The sequence below is a fragment of the Leucobacter sp. OLIS6 genome (assembly GCF_002752355.1).
Classification (GTDB): Bacteria; Actinomycetota; Actinomycetes; order Actinomycetales; family Microbacteriaceae; genus Leucobacter.
This window is the reverse complement of the sequence record NZ_MRAV01000014.1, coordinates 530,922-551,903: the sequence shown is the minus strand read 5'-3', so window position 1 is coordinate 551,903 and position 20,982 is coordinate 530,922. Positions and strand designations below refer to the sequence as shown.

Sequence of the window (20,982 nt, the reverse complement as noted above, 5' to 3'; positions counted from 1 at the left end):
GAGGATCTCGTGTTTCCGATGCGCCGCGCTCGCTCGATCGGCGTTTCCGGCACCACCATCCACTCAGAAGTGAGGGAACGATGACCCGTGTCCAACTGATCGGGGTCGGCAAGCAGTACCCCGGCCGAGGCAAGGCGAGCGACCCCATCGTCGCCGTCGACGACGTCTCGATCGACGTCGCCTCCGGCGAGATCCACGCCGTCATCGGCTATTCCGGCGCGGGCAAGAGCACACTGCTCCGGCTCGTGAACGGACTCGAGCGCGCCACCAGCGGCGTGATCCTGGTCGGCGACGACGAGATCACCGCGCTGCCCGAGCGGGCGCTCCGCGGGGTGCGCGAGCGCATCGGCATGATCTTCCAGCAGTTCAACCTGTTCCACTCGCGCACCGTCGCGAAGAACGTCGAGTACCCGCTCGTCGTCGCGGGCGTCCCAGCCGAGGAGCGCCGCGCCCGCGTCGCCGAGCTGCTCGACTTCGTCGGCCTCGGCGACCGGGCGAACGCCTACGTCGAGCAGCTCTCGGGCGGGCAGAAGCAGCGCGTCGGCATCGCACGCGCCCTCGCCACCAATCCGGGCGTGATTCTGGCCGACGAGGCCACGAGCGCGCTCGACCCCGAGACCTCGCAGGAGGTGCTCGCACTGCTCCGCCGCATCAACCAGGAGCTCGGCGTCACGATCCTGCTCATCACGCACGAGATGGACGTCGTGCGCGAGCTCGCGCACCGCGTCACCGTCATGGACGGCGGCCGCGCCGTCGAGCAGGGCGGGGTGTTCGAGGTCTTCTCGAGCCCGAAGACCGAGACCACGCGCCGCTTCGTCTCGACCGCGCTGCCGACCGAGCCGAACCCCGAGCACCTCGCCGAGCTGCGCGAGCGCCACCGCGGCACGCTCGTCACCCTCACGCTCAAAGACGGCGGGGTCGACCAGCCCGTCGTGTTCCAGACCCTCGCCGATCGCGGCGTCGGCGTGAGCATCATCCACGGCGGCATCACGGACGTCGGCGGCCGCAGCTTCGGCCGCCTCACCCTCGAACTCATCGGCAACGACCTGCAGGTCGAGCACGCGGTCGCCGCGCTCGGGCAGCAGGCCGAACTGGAGGTGCTCCGCTGATGGACGGACTGATCCAACTCATCAACGACGGCTCGTTCATCGCGGCGACGCTGCAGACGCTGCTGTACGTCGTCGTCGCCCTGGCCATCGGCGGCGTGCTCGGGCTCGTGATCGGCATCGCGCTCACCGTCACCCGCCGGGGCGGTCTGCTCGAGAGCCGGCCGGTGTTCGTGGTGCTCAACTTCCTCGTGAACTTCTTCCGCCCGATCCCGTTCATCCTGCTCGCCTTCGCGCTGCAGCCCCTCGCGCGCTTCGTCGTCGGCACGGGCATCGGCGATCCCGCCTTCATGTTCGCGCTCTCCTTCGCGGCGACCTTCGGGATCGCCCGGCTCGTCGAGCAGAACCTGCTCACGGTGCCGCCCGGTGTGATCGAAGCCTCCCGCGCCATGGGCGCCGGGCCGTTCCGCACGATCCTCACCGTGCTGATTCCCGAGGGCGCCGGTCCCGTGATCCTCGGTTACACCTTCGCCTTCATCGCGGTGGTCGACATGACGGCCATGGCCGGCATGATCGCGGGCGGCGGCCTCGGCAACCTGGCGCTCCAGTACGGCTACCGGCAGTTCAACCCGTGGGTCACCTGGTCGGCGGTGCTGATCATCATCTTGATCGTGCAGCTCGTGCAGCTGCTCGGCAACGGCATCGCCCGCAAGCTGCTCCGGAGGTAGTCATGATGCAGGACGCACCGCACACCCTCGGCGATCTGCGCCGCACGGCCGAGCGCTTCTGGCCCGAGGCCACCGCCGAGAGCTGGGACCGCGTCGGCCTCGTCACCGGCCATGCCGCGTCCCCGTTGCGCCGGGTACTGCTCGCGGTCGACGCCGTCGACGTCACGGTCGAGGAGGCGCTCGACTGGGACGCCGACGCGCTGCTCACGCACCACCCGCTGCTGCTGCGCGGGATCAACTCGATCGCCGAGGACACGGCCAAGGGCTCGCTGCTCGCGCGACTGATCCGCGGCGAGTGCGCGCTGCTCGCGGCGCACACCAATGCCGACCAGCCCGAGGGCGGTGTCTCCGACGTGATCGCGCGCCGGCTCGGCCTGGAGGATGCGCAGCCCATCGTGCCGATGGCGAGCGATCCGAGCGCCGGGATCGGCCGGGTGGGGGAGCTGCCCGCACCCGAACCGCTCCGCGCGTTCGCCGATCGGGTCGCCGGGATCATGCCGGCCACGGTCAGCGGTGTTCGCGTCGCGGGGGACCCGGAGCGTCCGGTTCGTCGCGTCGCGCTGCTCGGTGGCGCCGGCGACAGCCTGCTCGACCACCCGCTCGTGCGCGGAGCCGATGTCTACCTCACCTCGGACCTGCGGCATCACCCCGCGCAGGAGTCGCTCGAGCAGTCCGCGGTCGCGGGCGGCCCGGCGCTCGTCGACGTGGCCCACTGGGCGAGCGAATCGCTCTGGCTCGAGGGAGCCGCCGAACGACTCGCGGCCGAACTGCCCGGCGTCGAGTTCCGCGTGAGTGCGCGACGCACCGATCCGTGGGTCTTCTCGGTCGGCGCGAACGACGGACGCGCGCTCGGCGCGGGTTCCGGGCGCTAGTCTTGGGTGCTATGAAGGCCAGTCCCCGCCAGCAGCGACTGCTGCTCGACCTGCAAGAGCTCGACACGACCGCGGCTCGGCTGCGGCGCAAACGCGAGCAGATCCCGCAGCGCGCCGAGCTGGCGTCGCTGCAGGGCGAGCTGGCGGCCGCGAAGGAGCGCTTCATGGGGCTCCAGCGCGAGCTCGACGGCCAGCAGGCCGAAATCGATCGGCTCGAGTCCGACACCCAGATGGTGCGGGACCGCAAGGCGCGCGACGAGCAGCTGATCGCCGCGAGCACCTCGCCCAAAGAGGCGCAGGCCCTGCAGAACGAGCTCGACACCCTGGCACGCCGCACCGGTGAGCTCGAGGAGCGCGAGCTCGAGCTGATGGAGGTCGCGGAGCAGACGAAGGCGCGCTTCGACGAGGCGGCCGCCGCGCTGAGCGGGGTCGACGGCCGTCGCGCGGCTCTCGAGGCCGCGATCGGCGAGGCCGAGGCCGCCATCGCCCGCGAGGCCTCCGCCGCCGCTGAGGAGCGAGCCGGTGTGGCCGCCGAGATCCAGCGCGACCTGCTCGGTCTCTACGAGGAGACCCGCTCCCGCAACGGCATCGGTGCGGCCCGCCTCCGGGGCAACGTCTCCGAGGGATCCAACATGGCGCTCGCGCCGGCCGAGCTCATGACGATCCGCGAGACCGCACCCGACGAGATCGTCTTCTGCCCCGGCAGCGGCGCGATCCTCGTGCGCGTCGACGAGGCTTAGGCTCCGCTCACTCGAAGAGGCCGAGCCGCGCCTGCAGCTCGGCCCGGCCTGGACCGGTGACGCGTACCGCTCGCGGCACCGGACCGCGGGCCAGCCAACCGAGTTCGAGGAATCGCTCGAACAGGGCTGCGCCGAGGCCCCCGGCCAGGTGGTCGCGGCGTTCGGTCCAGTCCAGGCAGCGCCGGACGAACGGGCGGCGCGAGCGTGCGGCGGACTCGAAATCGAGGCCGAGCTCAGCGCACCACCGTTCACCGGCGGAGGTGAGCCCTGGGCCCGGACCGATCAGCTCCCGTGCCTCCAAGGCGCCCAGCATCGCCACACCTGCGGCGCCCGCGAGATGGTCGTAGCAGCTGCGCGCCTCCCGAAGCGCGCGATCCGCAGCGATCGCGCGGAGCGACGGCTTCGGTGGAGGTGCGACCGTCGACAGCGAGAGGCTCTCGACCAGCGCCGCCGCTCGCGCGTCGGCAAGGCTCAGGTAGCGGTGGCGCCCGGCCCGGCGCTCCACGACCAGCCCGCTGTCGACCAGCACGTGCAGGTGCTCGGACGCGGTCGATCGGGCGATCCCGGCCTGCGCGGCGAGCTCGGTCGCGGTCCAGGCGCGACCGTCGAGCAGGATGAGCAGTATGGTGGCTCTGCTGGTGTCCGAGATCACCGAGGCTGCTCTGGCCAGTGCGGCCCCGTTCTCGCGTGCGTCCATGGAGCAATTCTTCCCGATCGATGCTTCGGCGCGCACCGAAACGTTCCGCGGTCACACTGTTCCGCATGCTCGAAACAACGCCAGCCGCAGCCGAACCCTCCAGCGTCCACCGCACCATCACCCCGTCCGTGCTCTACTTCGGGACTCCGGTCGGCGTGCTGTCCACGGTGAACGCGGATGGCACATCGAACCTCGCACCGATCTCCTCCTACTGGGCGCTCGACGATCTTCTGGTGATCGGTCTGGGGGCGACAGGGCACAGCATCGTCAATCTGCGGCGGGCACCCGAACTGGTGCTGAACCTCGTCGACGAGGGCCGCTGGGAGCCCGTCGAGCTGCTCGGGCGGACGACCGGCGCCGACCCGATTCCCGAGAGCAAGCGCGAGGGAACCCGCTTCGTCGCGGACAAGTTCAGCATGGTGGGATGGCATCCGTTGCGGTCGGGCATCGTCGCGCCGGATCGGGTCGCCGAGCTCCCGGTCCACCTCGAAGCTCGGGTCACCGGGATCCATGAGGAGCCGGACGGGGTCGCCAGCGTGCACGCACGGGTGTGCGCGGTGCACGTCGCGGACGAACTCACGGTTCCTGGGTCCTCGCACGTGAACCCCGAGCGTTGGCGGCCCCTGATCTACAACTTCCGGCACTACTACGGGCTGGGGGATCGTCGCGGCATCGCCGGTATCGCCGAAGTTCAGTAGACTGTTCACCGAGAATGGGTCGGTGAGACGGTCGCGTCGCGTTCGCTTCGGCGGGCGCGCCGAGGAACGTCCGGGCTGCACAGAGGAGAACGGTGGGTAACGCCCACCCGGGGTAACCCGCGAGAAAGTGCAACAGAAAGCAGACCGACCGCTCCGGTTCGCCGGGGCGGCACGGGTGAAACGGTGGTGTAAGAGACCACCGGCGTCCGTGGTGACACGGGCGGCCAGGTAAACCTCGTTCGCAGCAAGGCCAGACAGCAGGCGTTGAAGCTCCTCGCCGAGTCTGCGGGTAGGCCGCTAGAGGGTGTCGGCAACGGCACTTCGAGAGAGATGACCGTCACCGCCGGTTTCGGCCGGCGGGACAGAACCCGGCGTATGATCCGGCCCATTCTCCCCAACGGGATCGCGCTGCGCACCCGATGCGGAGACCCTCATGATTTCGGACGCTGTTCCACCCGGATCCCCGAAAGTGCGCGAATCTCCGAAAGCGCGCAGCGCTCCGAGATCGTGAAGCCGCGAAGCGCGCCGCGCCTCAGTCGTCGGACAGCGTGAGGATCTCGACGCCCTGCTCGCGCACCACGAGCGTGTGCTCGAACTGCGCGGTCAGCGAGCGGTCGCGCGTGGTCACGGTCCAGCCGTCCTCCCACTGGTCCCACTCGTGGGTGCCGAGCGTCAGCATCGGCTCGATCGTGAACACCATGCCGGGCACGATCACGTCGTCGAACCGGGGCGCCGAATCGTAGTGGGGGATGATGAGCCCCGTATGGAAGGCGGCGCCGACGCCGTGCCCGGTGAAGTCGCGCACGACGCCGTAGCCGAAGCGCTTCGCGTAGGTCTCGATAACGCGGCCGATCACGTTCACCTCGCGGCCGGGCGCGACCGCCTTGATCCCACGCATGAGCGCCTGCTCGGTGCGCTGGATCAGCAGGTCGGCCTCCTCCGAGACCTCGCCGACGCGGAACGTGCGGTTGAGGTCGCCGTGGTAGCCGTCGAGGTAGGCGGTGACGTCGATGTTGACGAGGTCGCCCTCGCGCAGCACCGTGTCGTCGGGGATCCCGTGGCAGATGACCTCGTTGACCGAGGTGCAGCTCGACTTCGGGAACCCGCGGTAGCCGAGCGTCGAGGGGTAGGCGCCGTGCGAGACGACGTACTCGTGCGCGATGCGGTCGAGCTCCTCGGTGGTGACGCCCGGCCGGATCGCCGCGGCGGCGGCGTCGATGGATCGCGACGCGATGCGGCCCGCGGCGCGGATCTTCGCGATCTCCTCCTCGGAGTAGGTGTTGTCGCCCGTGTAGGGCGGCGGCGCGTCGAGTCCGACGTACGGCGGTCGCTGGATCTGCTTGGGGACGGCCCGCACGGGGCTGACGTGACCGGGGACCAGGTGACCTGCGGAATCGAACGGCATGCGTCTAGTCTATGGAACATGAGCAAGCGGGATTGGGGGATCGACGATCCCCAGGAGACGTACTGGTACAACACGCGCACCGGCGAAGTCGAGGACGGGCCGCAGTCGCTCTCGGTCGACCGCATCGGTCCGTTCGCGACGCGCGAGGAAGCCGCTCGCGGCCCCGAGATCGTCGCGGAGCGCGCCAAGAAGTGGGCCGAGGAAGACGCGCAGGACGACTGAGTCGCGCGAAGGCTCCGCGCCGGTAGTCTGAGAGCAGTCCTCGCGCAGCGCGGGGAGGATCATCGACCCGATCGGAGCCGGCGTGAGCAAGCAGCGGGATTTCGTCCTCCGCACCATCGAGGAGCGCGGCGTCAAGTTCGTGCGCCTCTGGTTCACCGACGTCGCGGGGACGCTCAAGTCGGTGGCGCTCGCGCCCGCCGAGGTCGAGGGCGCCTTCGGCGAGGGCATCGGCTTCGACGGGTCCGCGATCGAGGGCCTGACCCGCGCCTACGAGTCGGACCTGCTCGCGGTCCCGGATCCCTCGACGTTCCAGTTGCTGCCGTGGCGCAGCGAGACCGACCCGACGGCGCGCATGTTCTGCGACATCCGCACGCCCAACGGCGAGCCGGCCGTCGCCGACCCGCGCAACGTGCTGAAGCGCGGCCTCGCTCGCGCTGCGGAGCGCGGCTTCACGTTCTACACGCACCCCGAGATCGAGTTCTACCTGCTGAAGTCCAAGGAGTTCGGCGCCGAGGGCCCCGTGCCCGTCGACCGGGCGGGCTACTTCGACAACGTCCCCGGGGGCACCGCGCACGACTTCCGACGCGACAGCGTCAACATGCTCGAAGATCTCGGCATCTCGGTCGAGTTCAGCCACCACGAGGCGGGTCCCGGGCAGAACGAGATCGACCTGCGCTACGCCGACGCGCTCACCATGGCCGACAACATCATGACCTTCCGCACGGTCGTGAAGGAGGTCGCGATCGCGCAGGGCGTGCACGCCACCTTCATGCCGAAGCCGCTCGCCGGGCAGCCGGGATCGGGCATGCACACGCACCTCTCGCTGTTCGAGGGCGACGCCAACGCGTTCTACGATCCGGCGGCGAAGTACCAGCTCTCGCAGACGGGCCGCCGCTTCGTCGCGGGCCTGCTTCGGCACGCGCCCGAGATCACCGCCATCACCAACCAGTACATCAACTCGTACAAGCGGCTGTGGGGCGGCGACGAGGCTCCGTCCTTCGTGAGCTGGGGCCACAACAACCGCTCCGCGCTCGTGCGCGTGCCGAGTTACAAGCCGAGCAAGGGCGGCAGCGCACGCGTCGAGTACCGCGCGCTCGACAGTGCGGCCAATCCGTACCTCGCCTTCTCGGTGCTGCTGGCCGCCGGCCTCAAGGGCATCGAAGAGGAATACGAGCTCCCGCCCGAGGCGGAGGAGAACCTGTGGGCGCTGAGCGATGGCGAGCGTCGCGCGCTCGGCTTCGATCCGCTGCCCACCAGCCTGGATCACGCGCTCGCGGTGATGGAGCGCTCCGAGCTCGTCGCAGAGGCGCTGGGCGAGCAGGTGTTCGCCTATCTGATCCGCGAGAAGCGTCGGGAGGTCGACGAGTACCGCAGCCAGGTGACGCCGTTCGAGCTGTCCTCGATGCTCGGCACGATCTGATCGGCCGATGGCTCCGGGATCCCGTCCTTCCACGCTCGGCCGCGTCGCGCGCGCCGGGTTCCAAGAGCTGAGCGAGGCTCGTGACCGCATCGACGGTCTCGCGGCCCTGCTCGCCGAGCAAGCGGGCGGCACCGCGAACGCGGACGTCGCGCCGATCGATGCCGAGACGCTGCTCGACGCCTTCGCCGGGGCGGCCGATCCCGACACCGCGCTCGCGCGGCTGAGCGAGCTCGCCGAGCGGCATCCCGAGCTCTGCGCGGGTTTCCGCGCGAGCGAGTGGGCGCGGCTGTGCCGGCTCGCGGGCGCCTCGCCCGCGCTCGCGGAGTTCTTCGTGCGGAACCCCCGCGACCTCGCGCGCCTGCTGCGGGACGGCGGGCGGATGCCCGATGCTGCGGAGGCGCGGCGCGAACTGCTCGCCGCGGTCGGAGCTTCGGATCCGGCCCCCGGGGCCGTCTCCGAGGATCCGGCCGCCTCCGAAGACCAGCGGGTACCCATCGCGTCGTCGTCCGACGAGTCCGCCTGGAACGCGCTCCGGACGCGCTACCGCGAACTGCTCGCCGAGCTGATGGTCGCGGACCTCGAACGCGGTTCGGCGGCGGGGGAGCCCGGACCGTTCGCGGAGGTCGCGGCCGCGCTCTCCGACCTGGCCGCGGCCGCGCTCGAGGCCGGTCTCGCGGTCGCCCGGCGTCGACTGCTCGACGGCGAGGGCGGACCCGCGGTTCCCGTCGAACGTGTCGCGTCCGCTCGCCTCGCCGTGGTCGCGATGGGCAAGTGCGGCGCCCGCGAACTGAACGTCGTCTCCGACGTCGACGTCGTGTTCGTCGTCGGCAGCACCGACGACGACGTGCTCGACGGGGACGCGCTCATCCGCGTGACCACCCGGCTCGCGGGCGAGCTCATGCGCGCGATCCACGATCCCGCGCACGAACCCCCGCTCTGGCAGGTCGATGCGAACCTGCGGCCCGAGGGGCGCCAGGGCGCGCTGGTGCGCAGCCTCGCATCGATGCTCAGCTACTACGAGCGCTGGGCCAAGGCCTGGGAGTTCCAGGCGCTGCTGAAGGCGCGGGCAGTGGCCGGCGACCTCGCGCTCGGCGAGGAGTTCGTCGAGCGCACCCGGCCGATGGTCTGGGCGAGCGGGTCGCGCGAGGACTTCGTCGGCTCCGTGCAGCGGATGCGCAGGCGCGTGACCGAGCACATCGCCGAGGAGGACATCCACCACCAGCTCAAGCTCGGTCCGGGCGGGCTGCGCGACATCGAGTTCAGCGTGCAGCTGCTGCAGCTCGTGCACGGGCAGTACGACGAACGATTGCGGCTCCGCGGCACGCTCGAGTCCCTCGACGCGCTGGTCGCCGGCGGATACGTCGCCCGCGAAGACGGGGAGCGCCTCGAGGCGGACTACGCGCGGCTGCGGTTGCTCGAGCACCGGTTGCAGCTGCGGGAGCTGCGGCGCACGGCGCTGATGCCGCGCGATCCCGACGGGCTGCGGGTGCTCGCGCGGGCCTCGGGGCTCGCCGCGACCGCCGAGGACCTGCGGCGCCGGTGGGAGTCGATCAAGCACGAGGTGCGCGAGCTGCACCTGAAGATCTTCTACGCTCCGCTGCTCAGCGCGGTCGCCGCGCTGCCCGACGCCGAGTTCGTGCTGGGCGGCGACGAGGCGCGGGCACGGCTCGTCGGCATCGGCTTCCGCGATCCCGACGGCGCGATGCGGCACCTGACGGCTCTCACCTCGGGCGGGTCCCGCCGCGCGCGGATCCAGCGCAACCTGCTGCCGGTGCTGTTGCAGTGGCTCTCCTCGGGCACCGACCCCGATGCCGGGCTGCTCGCGTTCCGGCGGGTGAGCGAGGCGAACCGCGACACGCCCTGGTACCTGCGGCTGTTGCGCGACGGGTCGGAGGCCGCCGAGCGGCTCACGCACGTGCTGTCCACCTCGCGCTTCGCCGCCGAGCTGCTGGAATCGATCCCCGAGGCCGTCGCCTGGTTGGAGCGCGACGAGCTGATGATGCCGACCTCCTTCGGCACGCTCCGTGCCGAGATGCGGGCGATGGCGTCGCGCCGGGCGACGGTCGACGACGCCGCGGTCGCGCTGCGTGCCGCGCACCGGCGCGAGATCCTGCGGCTCGCGCTCGGGCGACTCGTCGGCGTGATCGACGACGAGGAGGTGGCCGGCGGGCTCGACGCCGCGCACGGCGCCCTGCTCGACGCACTGTTGCTCGCCCTGCGCGAGAGCGCGCCGGAGACCGGGATCGAGCTCGCCCTCATCGGCATGGGGCGCTACGGCGGGAGGGAGCTCGGATTCGCCTCCGACATCGACCTCGTCGCCGTGCACCGGGCGCTGCCGGGCACGGCCCCGGACGCCGCGACGCGCGAGGCGCTGCGCCTCGTGACGGAGCTGCGACGGCTCGTGTCGGATCCGCGTTTCCCGGTCGACCTCGACTTCGATCTGCGTCCCGAGGGCAAGAACGGCCCGCTCGTGCGCAGCCTCGACGCGTATCGGGCGTACTACGAACGCTGGTCGCTCACGTGGGAAGCCCAGGCGCTGCTGCGTGCGCGCGCCGTCGCAGGCGACGTCGAGCTCGGCCGCGACTTCCTCGCGCTGGCCGACGAGATCCGATTCCCCGAACAGTTCGGCGAGAACGAGGTACGCGAGGTGCGACGGCTCAAGGCGCGAGTCGAGGCGGAACGGCTGCCGCGCGGCGCCGATCCCCGGCGGCACCTCAAGCTCGGACCGGGAGGTCTCAGCGACGTCGAGTGGCTCGTGCAGCTGCTGCAGCTCGAGCACGGCGCGAGCATCCCCGCGTTCCGCACGGTGTCGACACGCGAAGCCCTGCACGCCGCCGTCGAGGCCGAACTCATCGACGGCGAGTCCGAGGAATCGCTCATGGAATCGTGGACGCTGGCGAGCACGCTGCGTTCCGCGCTGACGCTCTGGTCGGGACGCAGATCCGACAGCCTGCCGAACGACCGCACCGACCTCGAGGGCATCGCCGGCGTGCTCGGACTGCCGAGCGGGAGCACGGGCGAGATCGAGGAGCGCTGGTTCGGCGCCGCTCGCCGCGCCCGCGCCGTGTTCGAGCGGGAGTTCTTCGGCTACGAGGACGGCCCGGGCGTCTCGATGTTCCGGCCGTAAGCCGTGCCCGGTAACTCGGGACCGGCCGTGGCTCAGCCGAGCATCAGCGCGTGCGGATCCGTCGGCGAGACCCGGAACGGCAGCACCTTGCCCGGCTGCCAGTTGTGCAGCGCGCCCGCCGCGATCACGGTCCGATAGGTGGTGCGGTACACGGGGGCGCCGTCGCGGAGCACGTCGAGTTCGACCGCGTAGATCGGGACGTCGCCGAGCACCTGCCCGGTGGGTGCGAGCGCGACGACGGTGCCCGCCACGGGGATCGCCTGGCGCATGAACTCGATGTTGGCGAAAGGGTTCGCCGTAGCGGTGCCGTGGGTGCCCGCGGGTGCTGCGGGGTCCGCACCGGCCATCGCCTCGGCGAGGTCGGCGGACTGCCGCAGCGCCTCCGCGTAGTCGGTACGTGCGCGCTCGCGTCCGCCCGCCTTGATCAGGCGCCAGACGTCGTTCAGGACACCCATGGCGCTCCCACCGGGCGCACCGGGCGCGACCGCATCAGCTCGCCAGCGCGATCTTCTGCGGATCCGCGGGATCCACTCGGACCTCGTGCACCGAACCGACCGCGTAGTTCGCGAGGGCGACATCGGGCACCATCTCGATCTTCGACACCCGGTAAGCGGCCTGGCCGGGAAGAGTGACGTCGTACTCCATCTGGAACCAGGGCTGCCCGGCTGTGCGATCCCCGGTGTCGACCGCCGAGACGATCACGCAGGTGCCGGGCGCGCCGATCTGCAGGATCCGGTTCAGGTCCTGTCCGTATGCGTTCAGCACGTCGTGGTCGGCCTGCATCTGCGCGCCGACCTCGGCGGCGTTCGCCATCGTCGGCATGCTGCCGTCGGTGTAGCCCGCCTGCCGGAGCTGCTCGGAGGCCAGCTGCTGCGCGGCCTGCGCCTGCGCGGCCCAGTCGCCGCCCGCGGCTCCTGCGGCTCCTGCCGCCTTCTTCGCTCGGTCGAACAGTCCCATGGTTGCCTCCAGCCGGATCGGAGCACTCGCGCGATCGGGTCGACCGACGGTGTCGGGGCCCATCCCATCAGAGGCGGACGGGCGAACGCAAGGAAGCGCGAACCGACAACCAATCCGACGCGCGGCGTTGCGTGACCGATCCGGGCGCAGCGGATAGGGTTCCGGCATGAGAACCGTCGCGCGCTCGATTCTGGCCATCGGCGCCGTGATCCTGTTCGCAGGTCTCTCCGCTGGGTGTGCGCCGGTCGCCCGGGAGGTCATCATCGGTTACCACACCCATTCCGTCACGGTGCCGGTCGGCGAGATCCTCGTCGTCGAGTTCGGGACGATCAACTCCTCGGTCGGCGATCAGTGGGAGATCACCGAGGGGCCGGATCCGAAGGTGCTCGCGCTCGATGAGAGGAAGACGACGCGCAGCGACCCGAAGGAGCCCATCGGCGCACCGCACGAGTTCGCCTATCGTTTCGTCGCTCGTGCGAAGGGGACGACGACCGTCGGGTTCGAATACCGTTTCCGTGGAGAGATCCCCGAGGATCCGGCCCGACGGGACTCCTCGAGGATCACCATCACCGTGAAGTAGGAGGCCGCGGCTCGATGCCGCCCGCGGCGCGGAAAACCGCCCGCCGGGAACGGAAGAAGGGCCGAGCCGAATATCGGCCCGACCCTTCAGCGCGTTGGATCAGACGCCGTAGTAGAGCTCGAACTCGTACGGGTGGGGGCGCACCGACATCGGACGGATCTCGAGGTCGTGCTTGAGGTCGATCCAGGTCTGGATCAGCTCCTCGGTGAACACGCCGCCCTCGAGCAGGTAGGCGTGGTCGGCCTCGAGCGCCTCGAGTGCGGCCTCGAGCGAGGTCGGCACCTGGGGGATGTTCTTGGCCTCCTCCGGGGGCAGCTCGTAGAGATCCTTGTCGATCGGCGCGAGCGGCTCGATGCGGTTGCGGATCCCGTCGAGGCCCGCCATGAGCTGCGCGGCGAACGCGAGGTAGGGGTTGCCCGAGGCGTCGGGAGCGCGGAACTCGATGCGCTTCGCCTTCGGGTTCGAACCGGTCAGCGGGATGCGCACGGCTGCCGAGCGGTTGCCCGCCGAGTAGGCGAGGTTGATCGGAGCCTCGTAGCCCTTGACCAGACGACGGTAGCTGTTGATCGTCGGGTTCGTGAACGCGAGCAGCGACGGCGCGTGGTGCAGGATACCGCCGATGTACCAACGGGCGACGTCCGAGAGCCCCGCGTAGCCGGCTTCGTCGTAGAACAGCGGCTCGCCGCCGTTCCAGAGCGACATGTGGGTGTGCATGCCCGAACCGTTGTCGCCGAAGACGGGCTTCGGCATGAAGGTCGCGGTCTTGCCCCAGAGCTCGGCCGTGTTCTTCACGATGTACTTGAACTTCAGCACGTCGTCGGCAGCGGCGACGAGCGTGTTGAAGCGGTAGTTGATCTCGGCCTGACCGGGCGCGCCCACCTCGTGGTGCGAACGCTCGAGCTGCAGGCCGGCGTCGATGAGGCGCAGCGAGATGTCGTCGCGCAGGTCGGCCTGCTTGTCGACCGGCGAGACGGGGAAGTAGCCGCCCTTGAGTGCGGTCGTGTTGCCGAGGTTGCCGCCCTCGATCTTGCGACCGGAGTTCCAGTGCGCCTCCTCCGAGTCGATCTCGTAGAAGGTGCGCTGCGGGGTGGTCTCGTAGCGCACCGAGTCGAGGATGTAGAACTCGGCCTCGGGTGCGAAGAACGCGGTGTCGGCGATGCCGGTCGAGGCGAGGTAGCGCTCGGCCTTCTTCGCGACCTGGCGGGGATCCTTCGAGTAGATCTCGCCCGTGCGCGGGTTGAAGATGTCGAACAGCATGATCAGCGTACGCTCGGCGCGGAACTGATCGATGTAGGCGGTGGTGACGTCGGGGATCAGCTGCAGATCGGACTCGGCGATGCCGGCGAACCCGCGGATCGAGGAACCGTCGAACATCTGGCCGACCTCGAAGAAGTCGAGATCCACGGTCGCCGCGGGGATGTTGAAGTGCTGCTGCACCCCGGGGAGGTCGGTGAACCGGATATCCAGGAATTTGACGTCCGTGTCTCGAATGAAGTCGATGACTTCCTGCGGGGTCTGAAACATGCTGCTCCTCAGAGTCGTGGCGGGCCGACGCCGTGCGGTCGGTCCGCGCTTCGCACGCGCGTTCTGCACCGTGCTGCCTACCACCTTAGAAGAGCATCGTTTCCGAAACATGTGTCCAATGTTTCCTGCGTGTTACGGTTCGGCGGCTCGATAGACTGGATCCCATGCCCGCTCCCACCGCCCCGCAACGTTTCGGCGACCTCGAACCGAGCAAGTGGCCGGGCGAGCGACTCGGCCTTCCCGCCGAGGGGCAGCGCTCCGTCGGACGCATCGGTCGGCGCTTCGCCGCGATCGCTATCGACTGGGCTATCGCGACGTTGATCTCGCTGCTCTTCCCGCAGGGGCCCGCGACCTCGTTCATCACGCTCGGCATCTTCGGGCTCATGCAGATCCTGTTCATCCCCACCATCGGCGGGTCGATCGGGCATCGGATCATGGGGCTCCGCGTCGTGCCGCTGACGGGCGGGTGGATCGGCGCATGGCGCCCGGTCGTGCGCACGGTCCTGCTGCTCCTCGTCATCCCCGTGCTCGTGTGGGATTCGGACCAGCGCGGCTTCCACGACAAGATCGCCGGAACGGTGCTCATCCGGGCGTAAGTCCGGATCGGGTCGGCCTGTCGGACCTGGCGATTTTCGCTGCCTGCTCCGGGTGGAGATTCGGCGTCGGACCGCGCGAGTTCCTCGACCGGGGGTCGGAGCGGCGCGCACCGGGTCGGAGATCTGCCAGATTTCGGACGCGGAGCCGGCTGCGCTGTCCGAAATCTGGCAGATCTCCGAAACGCGTCCGAGCGGAACGCCGTGCCACGTGGGCCGACCGCGGCGGCGGATGGAAACTCCCCGAATACGCGAATGGCGGCCCCGACCGAAGTCGGAGCCGCCACGCGAGAAGCGGTGGATCAGCGCGGACGCTGCGCGCGCACCTTGTTCGGATCGATGCCCTTCGGGATGCCGACGGGAGTGCCCTGCAGCGAGGAGAGACGGTTGAACACGGCCTGCACCTCGTTGCGGCGCAGGGTCGGCTTGATCTTGGCGAGCGACCGGTTCAGCTTCGACACGGGGATGCCGCCCTCGTCGGTGCCGACGTAGAGCTGGGTGATCTTGACGTTGGGCAGCACGCGCTTCACCTTGCGCTCCTCGTCGATGAGGAGGCGCTTGGTGCGCTGAGCGGAGCCCTCGGCGATGAGCACGACGCCGCCGCGGCCGATGACGCGGTAGATCGCGTCCTGGTTGCGGGTGATCGCGATCGGCACCTCGGACCCGCGCCATGAGCGGCGCAGTGCGCCCTGCACGACCGCTCCGACCGCGCCGGGCTTGCCCTCGATCTGACGGTAGGCGACCGCTTCGGCGCGGCGGCCGAGAACGATCATCGCGATCAGGAGGCCGACCAGGATGCCGGTGAGCGGCCACATGATCCAGCCGAAGATGCTGTTGTTCAGGAGGAACGCGAGCAGCACCGCGACGAGGATCGGCGCGATGAAACAGAGCAGCATGATGTAGGGCAGGTTGCGATCCTGCACCTTGGTGGTGCGATAGATCTGCACCATCTGCCGGATGCGACCGGGCTCCTTCTTCGCTGGAGTTTTCTGCTCTTTGGCCATACCTCCCAGGATACCGTGCGCGGGCGTGTCCGATTCACCCCTCACAGCGTGCATTCCCGGACGAGTTACGCCCTGGGCGATCCGGGCACGGTGCGAAGCGCTTCGGCGCATCGCGATGCAAGGCAAGATGAGCGTTCTCCACCGGCCGCGCCGTTCCGGATTCCTCAGGAGGAGGCACGCTCATGGATCGTCCGTCGTCCCACTCGTCGTTCTCGGTATTCCCCGAACGGGTGCTCCGCCGCCTTGGCGGCCGTGGGCGTGCTTCCGGTCCGCCGGTTCGCGCGGCAGAGGCGGCTTGGCGGGTGCTCCGCCTCTGCGCGGTGGCGATCGAGTCCCGGGCCATGGGGTGGTGCCTCGGGCCCATCGGGCCGGGCGACCTGGCGTTCGTCGGGAGCGAGTGCCGGCGGCTTCCTCCACGAGGAGCGCGGGCGCGCCGTCGCGCGGTCCGGGCGGGCCTGCAGCACGAACGGGCCGGGCACGGAGCCTTTTGCTCCCTGATCGGCATTCCGGAGCAGTCGCTGCGCAGCTTCATCGAGCAGTGGAGTCCGCCGGGGTGTGCCGAATACCTCGCCGAGGCGGTGTCCGACGCGGTGACTGCATTGCGGGAGTCGACCCGTACCTCGGACTGGAGCCGGGCGATGGCACGCGAAGCGGTCGAGAGCGCGCTCTCGGAACGGATCAGTATCCGCCCGCCGGCGCCGCTCGGAAGCGCGAGGCCATGACTCCGGAGAAGGCGATGGCCCGGGTTCGGGCAGTACAGGGATGGATGGTTCGGGCGACGCGGACGGCGCGGCACCGCACCGAAGCGACTTCGGGCCGCGGCCTCCGAGGAGTGCCGCGGCCCGAAGCCGGTCATCGCGGTGGGATCCGCCGGAGCGGATCGCGCGATGGGGGATCAGATCCCGAGGTTGCCCACGAAGTCGGCTGCCTCGAGACGCTGCTTCATCTGGGTGAGGAAGCGGGCGGCGTCCGCACCATCGATGGTGCGGTGATCGTACGACAGCGCCAGGTAGACCGTCGAGCGGATCGCGATCGCGTCGCCCTCGGGACCCGAGACCACAGCGGGCTTCTTGACGACCGCGCCGGTGCCGAGGATCGCCGACTGGGGCAGGAACACGAGCGGGGTGTCGAAGAGCGCCCCGCGCGAACCGGTGTTGGTCAGCGTGAAGGTGCCGCCCGAGAGCTCGTCCGGCGTCAGCTTGTTGTCGCGGGTACGCGCAGCAAGATCGGCGATGTCGAGAGCGAGCTGAGCGATGTTCTTCTCGCCGGCGTCGCGCACGACCGGGGTCAGCAGGCCGCGCTCGGTATCGACCGCGATGCTGATGTTCTCGTGGTCGGGGTAGACGATGCTGTCACCGTCGACCGTCGAGTTGACGATCGGGTAGGTGCGCAGCGCCTCGGCCGCGGCCAGAGCGAAGAACGGCAGGAAGGAGAGCTTCGCGCCGGTCTTGGCGAGGAACTCGTCCTTCTTGGCCTGGCGCAGCTGCGCCACGCGGGTCACATCCACCTCGACCACGGTGGTCAGCTGAGCCGTCGACTGCAGCGAAGCGACCGCGCGATCGGCGATCACCTTGCGCAGGCGGCTCATCTTCTGCGTGGTGCCGCGCAGCGGGGACACCTCGGCGACCGGAGCCTGAACCGCGGGGGCGGCCTGCGCGGCGGGTGCCGCGGCAGCGGGCTTCGCAGCGGCGAGCACGTCCTCCTTGCGGATGCGTCCGCCCACACCGGTGCCCGCGATCGTCGCGAGGTCGACACCGTGCTGATGCGCGAGCTTGCGGACGATGGGGGTGACGTAGCCGGCCGCGGCGGGATCCACCGTCGGGGCGGCCGCCGGAGCGGGAGCTGCTGCTGCGGGGGCTGCCGGTGCTGCGGCAGGAGCCGGTGCCTCTGCGGGTGCCGGTGCCTCTGCGGGTGCCGGTGCGGCGGCGGGTGCCGGGGCGGCGGCGGGTGCCGGTGCCTCTGCGGGCGCCGGTGCGGCGGCGGGAGCGGCCGGAGCCGCGGCCCCGGAGCCGACGCGCGCGAGTGCGCCGCCGACCTCCACGGTCTCGTCCTCCTGGACCAGGATCGCCTGCAGCACGCCGGCCACGGGCGACGGAACCTCGGTGTCGACCTTGTCGGTGGATACCTCGAGCAGCGGCTCGTCGACCTCGACCGAATCACCGACGCTCTTGAGCCAGCGGGTCACGGTGCCCTCGGTGATGCTCTCGCCGAGCGAGGGGAGCACGACCTCCTGGCCGTCGGCGGGCGCGGCGGGCGCCGACGGAGCCGCGACGTGCTCGGGGGCGGCCACCGGCTCCGCCGGAGCGGCGGGCGCCGCCACGGGCTCGGGGGCTGCCGGAGTCGCGACCGGCTCGGCGGCCGGGGCGGCCGGAGCCGCAGCGGAACCGCTGCCGTCTCCGATGCGTGCGAGCACCGCGCCGACCTCGGCCGTCTCGTCCTCCTGCACGAGGATCTCCTCGAGCACCCCCGCGATGGGGGAGGGGACCTCGGTGTCGACCTTGTCGGTGGACACCTCCAGCAGCGGCTCGTCGACTGCGACGGTATCCCCGACGTTCTTCAGCCAGCGGGTCACCGTCCCCTCGGTGACGCTCTCGCCCAGTGCGGGGAGGACGACCGATTCACTCATGACGTTTTCTCCGTTTCGTTCGTAAATCTCGTGCCGCGCTCAGATGGCGTGCAGCGGCTTGCCGGCGAGCTTCAGCATGGTCTCGCCGATGGTCTCGTTCTGCGTGGGGTGGCCGTGGATGAAGGGAGCGACATCCTCGGGGTAGGCCTCCCAGTTCACGATCAGCTGGGCCTCGCCGACGAGCTCGCCGACGCGGGCGCCGATCATGTGCACGCCGACCACCGGGCCGTCGTTCACCCGGACCGCCTTGACGGTGCCGGCGGTGCCGAGGATCGAGCTCTTGGCGTTCCCAGCCAGGTTGTACTCGTATGCGGTGACGTTGTCGTCGCCGTACTGCTCCTTGGCCTTCGCCTCGGTGAGACCGACCGATGCGATCTCGGGATCGCAGTAGGTGACCTTGGGGATATTGACGTCCTGCACGACGACGGGGTTGAGACCCGCGATCTCCTCCGCGACGAAGATGCCTTGCTGGTAGCCGCGGTGCGCGAGCTGCAGGCCGGGCACGATGTCGCCGACGGCGTAGACGCCGGGGACGTTCGTCGCGAGGCGCTCGTCGGTCAGGACGAAGCCGCGATCCATCGAGATGCCGACCTCCTCGTAGCCGATGCCCTGCGTGACGGGACCGCGACCGACCGCGACCAGCAGGTAGTCGGCGGGAAGGGTCGTGCCGTCCTCGAGAGTGACGGTGACGCCGTTCGCGTCCTGGGTGACCCCCTGGAAGCGGACACCGAGCTTGAAGTCGATACCGCGCTTGCGGAATGCGCGCTCGAGCTGCTTCGAGACCGACTCCTCCTCGTTGGGAACCAGGTGGGGCAGGCCCTCGACGATGGTGACGTCGGCACCGAACGAGCGCCAGACGCTCGCGAACTCGACACCGATCACGCCGCCGCCGAGGATGACGACGCGCTTCGGGACGTCGGTGAGCTCGAGCGCCTGCTCGCTGGTGATCACGCGGCCCGAGATCTCGAGGCCGGGGAGGCTCCGCGAGTAGGAGCCGGTCGCGAGCACGACGTTCTTGCCGATGATGCGGTCGGCGCCCACCTGCACGGTGTTCGCGGCGACCAGACGGCCCTCGCCCTCGATGACGGTGATGCCGTTGGCCTTGAGCAGCCCCTGCAGGCCCTTGTGCTTGCCGGCGACCAGGTTGGTGCGGAACTTCGTCACGCCGGCCATGTCGATGCCCGCGACGCTCGAGAGCACGCCGTACGCCTCGCCCTCGCGCGCCACATCGGCGATCTCGGCGGAGTGCAGCAGTGCCTTGGTCGGGACGCAGCCGCGATGGAGGCAGGTGCCGCCCAGCTTGTCCTTCTCGATGACTGCGGCGGTGAAGCCGAGCTGTCTCGCTCGGATGGCTGCAGCGTACCCGGCGCTGCCGCCGCCGAGAACGACGATGTCAAACTGCTGATCGGCCAAGTGGGATCTCCCTCGGGTCGCATTCGAAAGAGCGGGCCGACGCGTGATCGGTCCACGGCTTCCCAGCCTACTACTCCTCTGTGCCCACCAGGCCATTCGGTGACGGCCGGGGACGTTCGCTCTCGGCATGCGCTCGGCCCGCCCGTCGCGGAGCCCCGCTCCGTAGGATGGAGGCGTGACCGATTCGATCTTCTCCGCAGAGTACGCAGAGCGCCGCGCGACCGTTCCCAAGGGCCTTCCGCTCCTGGTCGCCCTGCGCGGCATCAGCGACGCGGGAGGCGTGGTCGCGCAGCTCGAGGAGTACCTCTGGGAGCGCACCGAGCCGCAGGAGATCGTGCGCTTCGACGCGGACATGCTGCTCGACTATCGCGCGCGCCGGCCGGTCATCACCTTCGTCGAGGACCACCTGGTCGACTACGCGCCCGAAGAACTGTCGCTCGCGCTCGCGCACGACGAGCTCGGCGCCCCGTTCCTGCTGCTCAGCGGCTACGAGCCCGACTTCCGCTGGGAGCAGTTCATCGACGCCGTGCTCCTGCTGGTGCACGAGTTCGAGGTCTCCACCACGGTCTGGACGCACGCGATCCCCATGCCCGTGCCCCACACCCGCCCGATCCGGGCGACCGTGAGCGGCAGCCGGGACGACCTGATCGAGGCGCGATCCGTGTGGAAGCCGACGACGAAGCTCGCCGCTTCGGCCGGCCACGTGCTCGAATATCGACTGCACTCGCTCGGCGAGGACGTCGTCGGATTCGCCTTCCTGGTGCCGCACTACCTTGCGAACACCGAGAATCCCGACGTGCTGCTGGCCGCGCTCGACGGGATCATGGCCGCCAGCGGACTGATCCTGCCGACGGATGAGGTCCGTGAGGCCGCCCGCGCGTTCAACGTCCAGGTCGACACGCAGATCGCCGAGAACGAGGAATCGACCGAGATGGTGCGGAACCTCGAGGTGCGCTACGACGAGTACATGGAGGATCAGACCACCCGCTCGCCGCTCGTGAGCGAGGACGGATCCCTCCCGACCGCGGACCAGCTCGCGAGCGAGCTGGAGCGGTTCCTGCGCGAGCAGCGGGATCCCGGCGCCGGTGGCACCGCGGGCGGAGGCGCTCCGGGAGGTCCCGGCCTCGTCTAGGACGGAGCCCGGCACCGCGGCACGATTTCGCTGGGCGCTGAACTCGAGCGGAATGGTCAGGAACGTGCTCTCGCGCGTGCAATAATTGCAGCACAGCCCATTCAATCCGGCTCTCGCGCGTGCGCGGGAATACGCCGGGCTTGACATGGGTTTTCACGCTGTGTGCATGTTTTGCGAAGAACGCACGACTCGCACACG

At 70.0% G+C, this 20,982-nt stretch carries 20 protein-coding genes and 1 other RNA gene; 13 read left to right on the top strand and 8 right to left on the bottom strand.

The window, feature by feature from the left end; all coding sequences use genetic code 11:
• The first annotated feature begins 80 nt into the window (after positions 1 to 80).
• From BMH31_RS12760 to BMH31_RS12745, 4 genes are read left to right on the top strand one after another with little or no spacing between them, the layout of a single operon-like run.
• Positions 81 to 1,109, top strand: coding sequence for an ATP-binding cassette domain-containing protein (locus BMH31_RS12760; RefSeq protein ID WP_099724909.1), 1,029 nt, complete (start codon positions 81 to 83; stop codon positions 1,107 to 1,109).
• Positions 1,109 to 1,774 carry a methionine ABC transporter permease gene (locus BMH31_RS12755; RefSeq protein WP_099724910.1) on the top strand — a complete coding sequence of 222 codons (666 nt, stop codon included), beginning with the start codon at positions 1,109 to 1,111 and terminating at the stop codon, positions 1,772 to 1,774. The genes BMH31_RS12760 and BMH31_RS12755 overlap by 1 nt, the downstream gene beginning before the upstream one ends.
• Before the next feature lie 5 nt (positions 1,775 to 1,779).
• Positions 1,780 to 2,646, top strand: a complete 867-nt coding sequence (locus BMH31_RS12750; protein ID WP_099725313.1) for a Nif3-like dinuclear metal center hexameric protein — start codon at positions 1,780 to 1,782, stop codon at positions 2,644 to 2,646.
• An 11-nt stretch (positions 2,647 to 2,657) separates the two neighbouring features.
• Positions 2,658 to 3,386: a C4-type zinc ribbon domain-containing protein gene (locus tag BMH31_RS12745; RefSeq protein WP_099724911.1), complete on the top strand. Its 729-nt coding sequence runs from the start codon at positions 2,658 to 2,660 to the stop codon at positions 3,384 to 3,386.
• A 7-nt stretch (positions 3,387 to 3,393) separates the two neighbouring features.
• Here BMH31_RS12745 and BMH31_RS12740 read toward each other — a convergent pair whose 3' ends face one another.
• On the bottom strand, positions 3,394 to 4,083 hold the full coding sequence (locus tag BMH31_RS12740; RefSeq protein ID WP_099724912.1) for a helix-turn-helix domain-containing protein: 690 nt from the start codon (positions 4,081 to 4,083) through the stop codon (positions 3,394 to 3,396).
• A gap of 65 nt (positions 4,084 to 4,148) precedes the next feature.
• Between BMH31_RS12740 and BMH31_RS12735 the strand changes: the two genes are divergently transcribed.
• Positions 4,149 to 4,781: a flavin reductase family protein gene (locus tag BMH31_RS12735; protein ID WP_099724913.1), complete on the top strand. Its 633-nt coding sequence runs from the start codon at positions 4,149 to 4,151 to the stop codon at positions 4,779 to 4,781.
• 15 nt (positions 4,782 to 4,796) lie between these two features.
• Positions 4,797 to 5,173: RNase P RNA component class A (rnpB, locus tag BMH31_RS12730), an RNA gene on the top strand.
• A gap of 140 nt (positions 5,174 to 5,313) precedes the next feature.
• On the opposite strand, the gene map is transcribed toward rnpB, so the two are convergent.
• Positions 5,314 to 6,186, bottom strand: a complete 873-nt coding sequence (gene map, locus BMH31_RS12725) for a type I methionyl aminopeptidase (protein ID WP_099724914.1) — start codon at positions 6,184 to 6,186, stop codon at positions 5,314 to 5,316.
• A gap of 18 nt (positions 6,187 to 6,204) precedes the next feature.
• Between map and BMH31_RS12720 the strand changes: the two genes are divergently transcribed.
• From BMH31_RS12720 to BMH31_RS12710, 3 genes are all read left to right on the top strand, one after another.
• Positions 6,205 to 6,408: a methionine aminopeptidase gene (locus BMH31_RS12720; RefSeq protein WP_099724915.1), complete on the top strand. Its 204-nt coding sequence runs from the start codon at positions 6,205 to 6,207 to the stop codon at positions 6,406 to 6,408.
• Between the two features lie 82 nt (positions 6,409 to 6,490).
• The gene (gene glnA, locus BMH31_RS12715) at positions 6,491 to 7,828 is read left to right on the top strand and encodes a type I glutamate--ammonia ligase (RefSeq protein ID WP_046456319.1); all 1,338 of its coding nucleotides are present in this window, start codon (positions 6,491 to 6,493) and stop codon (positions 7,826 to 7,828) included.
• A 7-nt stretch (positions 7,829 to 7,835) separates the two neighbouring features.
• Entirely contained in the window at positions 7,836 to 10,955 is a 3,120-nt protein-coding gene (locus tag BMH31_RS12710) for a bifunctional [glutamine synthetase] adenylyltransferase/[glutamine synthetase]-adenylyl-L-tyrosine phosphorylase (RefSeq protein WP_099724916.1), read from the top strand.
• A gap of 32 nt (positions 10,956 to 10,987) precedes the next feature.
• On the opposite strand, the gene BMH31_RS12705 is transcribed toward BMH31_RS12710, so the two are convergent.
• Positions 10,988 to 11,410, bottom strand: coding sequence for a hypothetical protein (locus tag BMH31_RS12705; protein WP_099724917.1), 423 nt, complete (start codon positions 11,408 to 11,410; stop codon positions 10,988 to 10,990).
• A 34-nt stretch (positions 11,411 to 11,444) separates the two neighbouring features.
• On the bottom strand, positions 11,445 to 11,912 hold the full coding sequence (locus BMH31_RS12700) for a hypothetical protein (RefSeq protein WP_099724918.1): 468 nt from the start codon (positions 11,910 to 11,912) through the stop codon (positions 11,445 to 11,447).
• A gap of 166 nt (positions 11,913 to 12,078) precedes the next feature.
• On the opposite strand from BMH31_RS12700, the gene BMH31_RS12695 reads away from it, so the two are divergent.
• Complete coding sequence (locus tag BMH31_RS12695; protein WP_099724919.1) at positions 12,079 to 12,492, top strand: protease inhibitor I42 family protein; 414 nt, start codon at positions 12,079 to 12,081, stop codon at positions 12,490 to 12,492.
• A gap of 99 nt (positions 12,493 to 12,591) precedes the next feature.
• Here BMH31_RS12695 and glnA (BMH31_RS12690) read toward each other — a convergent pair whose 3' ends face one another.
• Positions 12,592 to 14,016 carry a type I glutamate--ammonia ligase gene (glnA, locus tag BMH31_RS12690; RefSeq protein ID WP_099724920.1) on the bottom strand — a complete coding sequence of 475 codons (1,425 nt, stop codon included), beginning with the start codon at positions 14,014 to 14,016 and terminating at the stop codon, positions 12,592 to 12,594.
• Between the two features lie 164 nt (positions 14,017 to 14,180).
• On the opposite strand from glnA (BMH31_RS12690), the gene BMH31_RS12685 reads away from it, so the two are divergent.
• Positions 14,181 to 14,612, top strand: coding sequence for an RDD family protein (locus BMH31_RS12685; protein WP_046453826.1), 432 nt, complete (start codon positions 14,181 to 14,183; stop codon positions 14,610 to 14,612).
• A 299-nt stretch (positions 14,613 to 14,911) separates the two neighbouring features.
• Here the strand turns inward: BMH31_RS12685 and BMH31_RS12680 are convergent, their stop codons facing one another.
• Complete coding sequence (locus tag BMH31_RS12680; protein ID WP_099724921.1) at positions 14,912 to 15,613, bottom strand: DUF4191 domain-containing protein; 702 nt, start codon at positions 15,611 to 15,613, stop codon at positions 14,912 to 14,914.
• A 182-nt stretch (positions 15,614 to 15,795) separates the two neighbouring features.
• Between BMH31_RS12680 and BMH31_RS12675 the strand changes: the two genes are divergently transcribed.
• On the top strand, positions 15,796 to 16,335 hold the full coding sequence (locus BMH31_RS12675) for a hypothetical protein (RefSeq protein WP_143469886.1): 540 nt from the start codon (positions 15,796 to 15,798) through the stop codon (positions 16,333 to 16,335).
• Between the two features lie 173 nt (positions 16,336 to 16,508).
• Here BMH31_RS12675 and sucB read toward each other — a convergent pair whose 3' ends face one another.
• Entirely contained in the window at positions 16,509 to 18,239 is a 1,731-nt protein-coding gene (gene sucB / locus BMH31_RS12670) for a 2-oxoglutarate dehydrogenase, E2 component, dihydrolipoamide succinyltransferase (RefSeq protein WP_099747385.1), read from the bottom strand.
• Positions 18,240 to 18,278: 39 nt separating this feature from the next.
• The gene (gene lpdA, locus BMH31_RS12665; protein ID WP_099724924.1) at positions 18,279 to 19,652 is read right to left on the bottom strand and encodes a dihydrolipoyl dehydrogenase; all 1,374 of its coding nucleotides are present in this window, start codon (positions 19,650 to 19,652) and stop codon (positions 18,279 to 18,281) included.
• 175 nt (positions 19,653 to 19,827) lie between these two features.
• On the opposite strand from lpdA, the gene BMH31_RS12660 reads away from it, so the two are divergent.
• Positions 19,828 to 20,784: a PAC2 family protein gene (locus tag BMH31_RS12660; protein ID WP_099724925.1), complete on the top strand. Its 957-nt coding sequence runs from the start codon at positions 19,828 to 19,830 to the stop codon at positions 20,782 to 20,784.
• The last annotated feature ends 198 nt before the right edge of the window (positions 20,785 to 20,982 follow it).